Raw genomic sequence first — 10,389 nt, forward strand, 5'->3', positions numbered from 1 at the left:
GGGCCAGCAGCTCCGCGTCGCGCGGCAGCCCGGCCCCAGCCAGGATCTCCCGCGCCCGTACCTCGTCCATCAGCGCTCTCTCACGTCGTGCTCGCCCACGTCGGGTGGTTCCCTGACCGGCAAAGTCTCGCATCCTGCCTCAGGCGGGGGTGCGGGGGCAGGGGACAGGGGGCGCGGCCCGGGGCGGGGCGGCGTACGGAAATCACATTGCACGAGACGTCTCGTCTCGCCTACGGTCGGGGCATGACAGCGACGAAGCCTTCCCACATCGCCATGTTCTCCATCGCCGCGCACGGGCACGTGAACCCGAGCCTCGAAATCATCCGGGAACTGGTCTCCCGCGGCCACCGGGTCAGCTATGCGATCCCCGAGATCTTCGCCGCGAAGGTCGCCGGTACCGGCGCCGAGCCGGTGATCTACTCCACCGTCCTGCCCTCGCCCGACGACGACCCCGCGGCCTGGGGGACGGAGCTGATCGACAACGTGGAGCCGTTCCTCACCGACGCCATGCGCGCTCTCCCGCAGCTCGCGGCGGCGTTCGAGGGCGACGAGCCCGATCTGGTCATCGGCGACACCACGTCCTTTCCGGCGCCGGTGCTCGCGCACCGCTGGGGAGTCCCGTTCTTCCAGGTCTCCACGCACATGGTCGCGTGGGAGGGGTACCGGGAGGAGGTCGCCGAGCCGATGCGCGCCGAGCTGGAGTCGTCCGCACGCGGCCGTGCCTACCGCGCACGGTTCGCGCGCTGGCTCAAGGACAACGGCATGGGCCACACGGACCCCGACCTGCTGTCCGCCCGGCCGGACCGGTCCATCGTGCTGATCCCCAAGGCGCTCCAGTACAAGGCCGACCGGGTGGACACCTCCGTCTTCACCTTCGTCGGCGCCTGCCAGGGCGACCGCGCCGACCAGGGGCACTGGCAGCGGCCCGCGGACGCCGAGAAGGTGCTGCTGGTCTCGCTCGGCTCGTCCTTCACCAAACAGCCGGACTTCTACCGCGCGTGCGTCGAGGGCTTCGGGAATCTGCCGGGCTGGCACGTCGTGCTCCAGATCGGCGCACACGTGGCGCGGGACGCGCTCGGTGACGTACCGCCCAACGTGGAGGTGTGCCGCTGGGTGCCGCAGCTCTCCGTGCTCAGGCAGGCCGACGTGTTCCTCACCCACGCGGGCGCGGGCGGCAGTCAGGAGGGGCTGGCGACGGCCACGCCCATGGTCGCCGTACCCCAGGCCGTCGACCAGTTCGGCAACGCCGACATGCTGGTCTCGCTGGGGGTCGCCCGCCGGATCGACACGGACGCGGCCACGCCCGAGGCGCTGCGCGAGGCGGTCCTCGCCCTGGACGCCGACCCCGAAGTGGCGCGCAGGTTGGCGGAGATCGGCCGGGAGATGGCGGCAGAGGGCGGCACCCAGCGGGCGGCCGACCTGATCGAGGCGGAGCTGCCGCGGGCCTGAGCGGCGCGGGACTGAGCGTCGCGGGTCCGACCGGCGCGGGCCCGAGCGGCGCGGGTCCGACTGGCAGGGGCCCGGCTGTCGTACCCCCGTCCTATCGTGGGCCCATGACGACGACATACGCGGTGCTGCTGCGCGGCATCAACGTGGGCGGCCACCGCAGGGTGCCGATGGCCGACCTCCGCGCGCTGCTGTCGGAGCTGGGCCACGGCGACGTCCGTACCCACCTCCAGAGCGGCAACGCCGTCTTCACCAGCGCCTCGGACGACGAGAACGCCCTCGCCGCCGAGCTGGAGCGCGCCATCGAGGAGCGGTTCGGCTTCGGCGTCGGCTGTCTCGTGCGGGACGGCGCGTATCTGCGGGAGGTGGTCGAGGCGTGCCCGTTCCCCGCCACCACCCTGGAGGGCAGACAGCTGCACGTGACCTTCTTCTCCGAGCCGGTGGGCCCGGAGCGGTTCGCGTCCGTCGACCCGGCCGCCCATCTGCCCGAGGAGTTCCGGCTCGGCGACCGGGCGCTGTATCTGTACGCCCCCGACGGCCTCGGCCGCTCCAAGCTGGCCCAGGCCCTGTCAGGACCGGCCCTGACGAAGCGCGCCAAGGCCACCAGCCGCAACTGGAACACCGTCGTCAAGCTGGCGGAGCTGACCCGTGGCCCGGCGTGATCAGACCCGGTCCCGCGCCTGTTCCCCGGCCGGTCCCGGCGCCGGTACGGTCCGCCGCCCCGCCGCCGTCGCCGGAGCCACCCGCTGCGCGCGTGCCGTCCAGCGGCCGTCGGTGCGGGAGATCCGTACCGGATGGTCGAAGCACTTGCTCACCCGGTCCGTGGTGAGGACCTCGTCGGCCGGACCCGACCCCACGCACTGGCCCGCACGCAGCAGCATCGCGTGGGTGGTGGAGGCGGGCAGCTCCTCCAGATGGTGGGTGACCAGCACCGTCGCCAGCTCGGGATGTTCCAGGCGCAGCGCGTCCAGGCTGCTCAGCAGCTGCTCGCGGGCGGCGAGATCGAGACCCGTGGCCGGCTCGTCGAGCAGCAGCAGCCGGGGCCGGGGCATCAGGGCGCGCGCGATGAGCGTACGGCCGCGCTCGCCCTGCGAGAGCGTCGGCCAGCGCGCCTCCTCCTTGCCCGCCATGCCCAGCATGGCCAGCAGCGCGTCGGCCCGCTCGCGCTCCCGCACCGGCGGTGACCAGCGCGGCAGCGGCTCGACGGAGTTCGTCAGCCCGGTCAGTACGACGTCGCGGACCCGCAGCGGCGAACGCAGCGGATGGCGCGGGTTGACATGGCCGAGCAGGGCGCGCAGTTCCCGCAGATCGACCCGGCCGAGGGCCTCGCCCAGGATCTCCACCGTGCCGCGCGTGGGGTGCGTGACCGCGCCCACCATCCCGAGCAGGGTGCTCTTGCCCGCGCCGTTGGCGCCGAGCAACGCCCAGTGCTCTCCGGCCCGTACGGTCAGCGAGATCGAGTCCAGGAGCAACTTTCCGTCGCGGACGACGTCCACGTCGTCCGCCCGTACCACCATGGTCATGAGCCGGATCGTAGCGCCTCGCGCCGAAAGCCCGCGATCCGTCTCATATCCGTCCGGGCCCCGCGCCGCGGCACCGCCCGTGGCGGGGGAAGGGGCTTGATCCGCTCCACCTCGGGCGGGAGACTGACCGCCAGGAGTGATCGTCACGCCCCACCCGCGCCGCCGCCCCGCGGCCCACCCGAGGAGTCAGGATGCGCCACGTCATCATCGGGGCCGGAGCGGTCGGCGGTGCCATCGGCGGCCGGCTCGCCGAGGCAGGACAGGACGTGGTGCTCGTCGCGCGCGGCGCGCACTACGAGGCGCTGCGCGAGCGCGGCCTGCGGCTCACCACCCCCGAGGGCACCCGCGTCCACCGGCTGCCGGTCGTCGACCGGCCCGAGGCGCTCGAACTGGACGCGGACGACGTCCTGCTGCTCGCCGTGAAGACCCAGGACAGCGTGGCGGCGCTGGACGCGTGGTCGGCGCGGCCGGTGGCCGGTGCCGGGGGCGCCACGGCCGGGGAGGCGCTGCCGCTGGTCTGCGCCCAGAACGGGGTCGAGGGCGAACGCCTCGCGCTGCGGCGCTTCCGGCGGGTGTACGGCATGTGCGTCTGGCTGCCCGCGACCCACGTCGAGCCGGGCGAGGTCGTGGCCTCGTGCGCCCCGTACACCGGCATGCTCCACCTCGGCCGCTACCCCTCGGGCGACGACGGGACGGCGCGGGCGCTCGCCGCGAGCCTGGAGAAGGCCCGGCTGCTCGCCCCGCTCGCCCAGGACGTGATGCGCTGGAAGTACGCCAAACTGCTCTCCAACCTCGTCAACGCGATCGAGGCCGTCACCGGTCCGCTCGGCGAGGAGTCCCACGACCTCATCGAGCGCACGCAGGCCGAGGGACGCGCGGTGCTCGACGCCGCCGGGATCCCCTTCGCGAGCCACGAGGAACAGGCCACGGCCCGGGGCGATCTGGTCTCCTTCGCGCCCACCGGCGGTCCGCCGCGCGGCGGCGGCTCGTCCTGGCAGAGCCTCAGCCGGGGTACGGGCACGATCGAGGCCGACTACCTGAACGGCGAGATCGCCCTGCTCGGCCGCCTCCACGGCGTCCCGACCCCCGTCAACGACATCCTCCAGCGCGTCGCCGGCACCTTCGCCAGGGAGCGCCGCCCGGCCGGCTCCCTGTCCGTCGCCGAACTGACCGCCCTCGTCGACGGACGGTAGAACTTCTTGTTCCTCCACCGCTCCTTGGGGTGAAGCTCCCCCCACGGGCTGTCCGCGTCCCCGCCACGGCGCGACACTGGCTGCTCGGAGGTGACGGGCAATGTCGATTCGTCGGGTGTCGTGTCCGGCACGGATCCTCTTCCTCGATGCGGAGATGGCCGTGCTCGACGAGCTGGAGGGCGGGTTCACCGCCGAACGCGCGCTGTGGTGCACGCTGGAGGAGGGGCACGAGGGGCTGCACCACGTGATCGCGCAGTGCGCGGACGGTACGGAGTCGGCCGCGCCCTGGGTCATGTGGGCCCGGTGGCCCAGGGGGAACGAGTACGGTCCGGAGCGCGAGCTGCTGCGCCTGGACCCCTGCCCCGCCACGTTCCTCGCGGGCGCGGTGTCGGAGGAGGCGTGCAGCCTGCCGCTGGGCCATGTGGGCCGCCACGACTACGAGTTCGGACCGCCGATCACCGAGGCGGATGTCATGCCGGACACGCTGCTGCGGCGCCTGGACGAATAGCCGGAGCGGACCCCGGCGACGGGTCAGGACTCTGGCGACGGGTCAGGACTGCGGCGACAGGTCAGGACCTCGGCCATGGGCCAGGACCTCGGCCATGGGCCAGGACCTCGGCCATGGGTCAGGACTTCGGCCATGGGCCAGGACCTCGGCCATGGGTCAGGACTTCGGCCATGGGTCAGGACTTCGGCCATGGGCCAGGACCCCGGCCATGGGCCAGGACCCCGGCGACCCGCCAGGACCCCGGCCCCTGCGCGCACCTGCCGCCAGCCGCCCGCCGCCCTCCCGCCGCCTACGCGGGCCGCGCCAGCGTCCCGGCCCACCGTGCCGTGCGCCACCGCGCCCCGGCCCACCGCGCGCCGACCGGCTCCCCGTCGGCCACCGCCGCCTCGTAGCGCCGTACCAGCAGCCGGGCCAGCTCCGGCGCCGCGCCCAGCACCTCGCCCCGCACCTCCGCACCCCCCGCGCGGGCGCCGTCCGCGATGCGGTCGGGCAGCCGGCCGGGGGCGATCACGTACGGGGCGACGGCGACCCGCCGTACCCCGGGCTCCGCCCGCAGCTCCCGCACCACGTCCTCGGTGCGGGGAAGGGACGCGGAGGCGAACGCGGGCCGCACGGCGCACCAACCGGTGTGCCGCCACTCCCGCGCGATGTCGGCGATCACCGCGATCGCCGCCGGGTCCGACGAGCCCGCCGAGGCCAGGACGACCCCGGTCGAGCCCTTGTCGCCTGGCGTGAGCCCGGCCTCGTACAGCCGCCGCTCCAGCGCCTCGGTCAGCAGCGGCGCCGGGCCCAGCACCCCGGCCTGCCGGATCCGCAGCCGGGGATGGCGGTGCGCCGCCTCCCGCAGTACGGCCGGGATGTCGGACGTGGCGTGGAAGGCCCGCGTCAGCAGCAGCGGCACGGCCACCACGTCCCGTACGCCCCGGCCCGCCAGCCGGTCCAGCGCTTCCGGCACCGACGGCGCGTCGAAGTCCAGGAACGCCGTCTCCACCCGCACCCGCGGGTGCGGCGCGCGCAGCCGCCGCGTCAGGGCGCGCACGGTCGCCGCGTGCCTCGGGTCGCGGCTGCCGTGGGCGATGACGAGCAGCACCGGAGGCGCCGCGTCCGCCGGGAGCGGCACGGGCACCGGTCGGGAGGGGTACGGGCGCATCGCGGTCAGCCCCTCGCCAGCAGGCCGCGACCGCGCAGCACGCGCCGCTCCAGCGGGCTGAAGATCAGCAGATCGATGGCGATGCCGACGACCAGGATCAGGAAGATCGCCAGGAACACCGTCGACATGCTGCTGTTGGTCCGGCCGTTCTCCAGCAACTGGCCGAGTCCCACGCCCAGATCGGGCGAGGACGCGATGATCTCGGCGGCCATCAGCGACCGCCAGGAGAACGCCCAGCCCTGCTTGAGCCCGGCCAGATAGCCGGGCAGGGCCGCCGGCATGACGATGAGCCAGGTCCCGCGCAGCCCGCTCGCGCCGAGCGTGCGGCCGGCCCGCAGGAAGAGCGGCGGCACCTGGTCGACGCCGGAGACCAGCCCGTTGGCGATCGAGGGGACCGCGCCCAGCAGGATGACCGCGTACATCATCGCGTCGTTCAGCCCGAGCCAGATCACGGCCGGCGGCACCCACGCCACCGACGGCAGCGACTGGAGCCCGGACAGGATCGGGCCGATGGCCGCGCGCACGAACTTCACCCGGGCCACCAGCAGCCCGAGCGGGGTGCCGATCAGCAGCGCCAGCAGGAAGCCCAGCAGCCCGCGCGAGACGCTGGTCCAGATGTAGCCGAGCAGGGTGCCCCGCGCCCACGCGTCGGAGACCTCGCCCCACACCGCGCCCGGTGACGGCAGCTTGTAGTCGTCGGTGACCTTCGCCCAGACGAGGACCTGCCACACCACCAGCACCAGCGCGACCGCGACGACCGGCGGCAGCACCTTCTGGGTGAGGGTCTGCCGCAGCGGCGTGCGCCGGGTCCGGACGGTGTCCAGCGCGTCGAGCCCGGCCTCCAGACCGGCCATGTCGCCGTGCGGCGCGGGGTTCCCCGGCTCGCCGCCCGGCCGCACCGGATCCTTCGGCGCGGTCGTCTCAGTGCTGGCCATGGCGGCGGATCTCCCCACGCAGTTCTTCGGTGATCTCGACGGACAGCTCCGCGACGGCGGGGTCCTCGATACGGCGCGGCTGCGGGATGTCGACCCGCCACTCGCGGGCGACCCGGCCGGGCCGCGACGACAGCAGGACGACGCGTTCGGCGAGCCGTACCGCCTCCCGTACGTTGTGCGTCACGAACAGCACCGACAGCTCCGTCTCGCGCCAGATCCGGGTCAGCTCGTCGTGCAGCACGTCCCGGGTGATGGCGTCGAGCGCGGCGAACGGCTCGTCCATCAGCAGCAGCCTGCTGTCCTGGGCGAGCGCGCGGGCCAGCGCCACCCGCTGCCGCATCCCGCCCGACAGCTCGTGCACCCGCTTGCCGTACGCGCCCTCCAGCCGGACGAGACCGAGCAGCCGCTCCGCCTCGCCGCGCCGCTCCTGCTTGGGCACGCCGCGCAGCCGCAGCGCCAGTTCGATGTTCTTGCCCGCGGTCAGCCACGGGAAGAGGGCGTGCTCCTGGAACATCAGGGCGGGCCGGCCGCCCGGGGTGTCGATGGACCCGGCGGACGGCCGGTCGAGCCCGGCGACCAGATTGAGCAGGGTGGACTTGCCGCAGCCGGAGGCTCCCAGGAGGGTGACGAACTCGCCCGGCGCGACATCGAGGGTGATGTCGTCCAGGACGAGCTGCTGTCCGTCCGGTGTCGCGAACGACTTCGAGACGTGCGCGATACGGGCGGCGTGGTCCACCGCCGGGGTGCTCTCGGCGGCCTTGGCGAGTGTCGATGCCATGGTCGTCACCTCCTGGGAACGGCTGGGTACGGGGTTACTTGACACCGAGACCGGCGTCGGAGACCTCGGGCTCCCCGGCGGCCTTGAGGACCTTGTTGAGGGGCTTCAGGTCGTAGATCCCGTTCAGGTCGGGCTTCTTCAGCAGTCCGGCCTTGACCGCGTGGTCGGCCTCCGCCTGCAGCGTCGAGGCCAGCGGGTCGTCGGTGAACCGCAGCGACTTCCAGGCCGGGTCCAGCACATCGGCGGGCAGCGCCTTGCCGGAGAGGCCCTCCAGGGCCTTGTTGGCGGCGGCCTTCGCCTCGTCCTCGTGGGAGTTGATCCACGCGTTCGTCTTCACCGAGCCGCGCAGCACGGCCTCGACGGCGGCCGGGTGCTCCTTGAGGAACTTCTGCGACACGATGATGTTCGTGATCACGAACTTCTTGTCGGGCCACAGCGTCGACTCGTCCAGGATCTCCTTGGCGCCCTCGGCGACCAGCTTGGACGCGGTCGGCTCCGGCACCCAGGCGCCGTCGATGGAGCCGGACTTGTAGGCGTCCGGGGTGATCTTGTTGTCCGTGCGGACGACGGAGACGTCGCCCTTGCCGGACTGCGCGTCGACCTTCCAGCCCTTCTCCGCTATCCAGTTGAGGAACGCCACGTCCTGCGTGTTGCCCAGCTGCGGGGTGGCGATCTTCTTGCCCTTGACGTCGTCCAGGGTCTTGATCTTCGCCGGGTCGACCACCAGCTTCACGCCGCCGGACGCGGAGCCGCCGATGATACGCAGGCTCTTGCCGTTGGTCTGGGTGTAGCCGTTGATCGAGGGGGAGGGGCCGATGAAGCCGATGTCGATGCTGCCCGCGTTGAGCGCCTCGATCTCGGAGGGGCCCGCGTTGAAGGTGGAGCCCTTCACCTTCGTGGCGCCCAGTTCCTTCTGGAACAGGCCCTTCTCGACCCCGACCAGGGCGGTGGCGTGGGTGAGGTTGGGGAAGTAGCCGATGCGTACGGTGTCGAGACCGTCGGTCTTCTTCGCGCCCGCGGCGACCCCGGTCGCCTCGTCGGAGGACGACTTCTCGGAGCCGTAGCCGCAGGCGGAGAGCGCGACGGCGAGCAGGGGCAGGGCGGCGACGGCGGCCAGGCGGCGGCGCGCGGTGGTGCGGGAGGCAGACACGGGAGGGGTTCCTCTCGTTGGCCCGGTGCTCACGCCCCGAACGGATACGGGGGCGTGGCCGGGAGAGCGGCGGATCTTCGACGACGGTGGTCGAGTCGGTGGTACGGGTGCGGCTGGTGGTGCGTGTGGGCGCGCGAGCGGTGCGCGTACGTCATCGCGCACATCGCGCCACCCCACCGGTTCCCGCGCCGAGGGCGCCGCTGCCGACCCGGCCGCCCTCCTTCGCGAACGTGGCGTACATGTCGTACGCGGCCGTGGTCATCAGAAGTCCCAGCCCTGGTCGTCGCCGGACGGGGCGGCGGGCTCCTCGGCCGGAGCCGGGGAGTCGGCGAAGGCGGCGCCCGCCATTCCGGCGGTCAGCGTGGTCCCGTCGGCGGGGTCGATGAGCAGGAAGGAGCCGGTACGGCGGGAGTCGGCGTACGCGTCGAGCGCGAGCGGCTCCGCCGTACGGATCACGACGCGGCCGATGTCGTTGGCGACGAGCGACCCGGGCGCCGGGTGCTGGGAGAGGTCGTCCAGGGTGAGCCGGGACGGGATGTCCTTGACGATCGCCTTGACCGTACGGGTGGTGTGCTTGAGCAGCACCCGCTGGCCGACGTCGAGCGGCCGGTCGGCGACGTGGCAGACGGTCGCCTCGATGTCCTGGGTGGTCGCGGGAGCGTCGCCCGACGGCACGATCAGGTCGCCGCGCGAGATGTCGATGTCGTCGTCGAGGAGCAGCGTCACGGACTGCGGGGTCCAGGCCGACTCGACGGGCGTGCCCAGCAGATCGATCCCGGCGACCTTCGACGTACGGCCGGAGGGCAGTACGGTCACCTCTTCGCCGACCCGGAACGTACCGGCGGCGATCTGGCCCGCGTACCCCCGGTAGTCGGGGTGCTCGGCGCTCTGCGGCCGGATCACGTACTGCACGGGCAGCCGGGCGTGGCAGGTGGCCAGGTCGTGGCTGACCGGGACCGTCTCCAGGTGTTCGAGGACGGTGGGGCCGCCGTACCAGTCCATGTGCGCGGAGGGCTCCACGACGTTGTCCCCGGCGAGCGCCGAGATGGGGATGGCGGTGATCTCGGGGACGCCGAGGGAGGCCGCGTACGCGGTGAACTCCTTCGCGATGGCGGCGAACACGGGCTCCGCGTACGCCACCAGGTCCATCTTGTTCACGGCGAGGACGACGTGCGGGACGCGCAGCAGCGCGGCGACGGCGGCGTGGCGCCGGGTCTGCTCGACCACGCCGTTGCGGGCGTCCACCAGCACGACGGCCAGTTCCGCCGTCGAGGCGCCCGTCACCATGTTGCGGGTGTACTGCACATGGCCCGGGGTGTCGGCGAGGATGAACCGGCGCCGAGGCGTGGCGAAGTAGCGGTAGGCGACGTCGATGGTGATGCCCTGCTCGCGCTCCGCGCGCAGCCCGTCGGTCAGCAGCGCCAGGTCGGGCGCCTCCTGGCCGCGGCTCAGGGAGGCCCGCTCGACAGCTTCGAGCTGGTCGGTGAGGACCGACTTCGAGTCGTGCAGCAGCCGCCCCACCAGGGTGGACTTCCCGTCGTCGACCGAGCCGGCGGTGGCGAAGCGCAGCAGGGTGGGCGTGGCGAGCCGCGTGGCGTCTTCCGTGTGAGTGCTCGGCATGGCTGGGGTCTTTCGTTTGGATCAGGCCGGATGAGGGAGCGGGGTCTGGTGCCGTGGATCGCAAGGCGGAGGAGGGAGCCCACGCG

10 protein-coding genes are annotated in these 10,389 nt (G+C 73.1%); 4 read left to right on the forward strand and 6 right to left on the reverse strand.

What is annotated here, in order from left to right:
* The first annotated feature begins 243 nt into the window (after window positions 1-243).
* Window positions 244-1,449, forward strand: a complete 1,206-nt coding sequence (gene mgt / locus DVH02_RS25220; RefSeq protein ID WP_114626143.1) for a macrolide-inactivating glycosyltransferase — start codon at window positions 244-246, stop codon at window positions 1,447-1,449.
* Window positions 1,450-1,553: 104 nt separating this feature from the next.
* Entirely contained in the window at window positions 1,554-2,108 is a 555-nt protein-coding gene (locus DVH02_RS25225; RefSeq protein WP_114626144.1) for a DUF1697 domain-containing protein, read from the forward strand.
* On the opposite strand, the gene DVH02_RS25230 is transcribed toward DVH02_RS25225, so the two are convergent.
* Window positions 2,109-2,969 carry an ABC transporter ATP-binding protein gene (locus DVH02_RS25230; protein ID WP_114626145.1) on the reverse strand — a complete coding sequence of 287 codons (861 nt, stop codon included), beginning with the start codon at window positions 2,967-2,969 and terminating at the stop codon, window positions 2,109-2,111. It abuts the gene before it with no gap.
* Window positions 2,970-3,160: 191 nt separating this feature from the next.
* Here DVH02_RS25230 and DVH02_RS25235 point away from each other — a divergent pair, with 191 nt between their 5' ends.
* Both DVH02_RS25235 and DVH02_RS25240 read left to right on the forward strand, forming a co-directional pair.
* On the forward strand, window positions 3,161-4,162 hold the full coding sequence (locus DVH02_RS25235; RefSeq protein ID WP_114626146.1) for a ketopantoate reductase family protein: 1,002 nt from the start codon (window positions 3,161-3,163) through the stop codon (window positions 4,160-4,162).
* A gap of 100 nt (window positions 4,163-4,262) precedes the next feature.
* Window positions 4,263-4,670: a hypothetical protein gene (locus DVH02_RS25240; protein WP_114626147.1), complete on the forward strand. Its 408-nt coding sequence runs from the start codon at window positions 4,263-4,265 to the stop codon at window positions 4,668-4,670.
* Window positions 4,671-4,959: 289 nt separating this feature from the next.
* On the opposite strand, the gene DVH02_RS25245 is transcribed toward DVH02_RS25240, so the two are convergent.
* The 5 genes from DVH02_RS25245 to DVH02_RS25265 all read right to left on the reverse strand — a co-directional run bounded on the left by DVH02_RS25245 (window position 4,960) and on the right by DVH02_RS25265 (window position 10,303).
* Window positions 4,960-5,796 (reverse strand): sirohydrochlorin chelatase, encoded by an 837-nt coding sequence (locus tag DVH02_RS25245; protein ID WP_233518451.1) that lies wholly within the window; start codon window positions 5,794-5,796, stop codon window positions 4,960-4,962.
* A 29-nt stretch (window positions 5,797-5,825) separates the two neighbouring features.
* Entirely contained in the window at window positions 5,826-6,755 is a 930-nt protein-coding gene (locus DVH02_RS25250) for an ABC transporter permease (RefSeq protein WP_114626149.1), read from the reverse strand.
* Complete coding sequence (locus DVH02_RS25255) at window positions 6,742-7,533, reverse strand: ABC transporter ATP-binding protein (RefSeq protein WP_114626150.1); 792 nt, start codon at window positions 7,531-7,533, stop codon at window positions 6,742-6,744. The genes DVH02_RS25250 and DVH02_RS25255 overlap by 14 nt, the downstream gene beginning before the upstream one ends.
* A gap of 34 nt (window positions 7,534-7,567) precedes the next feature.
* Entirely contained in the window at window positions 7,568-8,683 is a 1,116-nt protein-coding gene (locus DVH02_RS25260) for an aliphatic sulfonate ABC transporter substrate-binding protein (protein ID WP_114626151.1), read from the reverse strand.
* A 261-nt stretch (window positions 8,684-8,944) separates the two neighbouring features.
* The gene (locus tag DVH02_RS25265) at window positions 8,945-10,303 is read right to left on the reverse strand and encodes a sulfate adenylyltransferase subunit 1 (protein ID WP_114626152.1); all 1,359 of its coding nucleotides are present in this window, start codon (window positions 10,301-10,303) and stop codon (window positions 8,945-8,947) included.
* Between the last annotated feature and the right edge of the window lie 86 nt (window positions 10,304-10,389).

The organism is Streptomyces corynorhini (genome assembly GCF_003346515.1).
In the GTDB taxonomy this organism is placed as follows: domain Bacteria; phylum Actinomycetota; class Actinomycetes; order Streptomycetales; family Streptomycetaceae; genus Streptomyces; species Streptomyces corynorhini.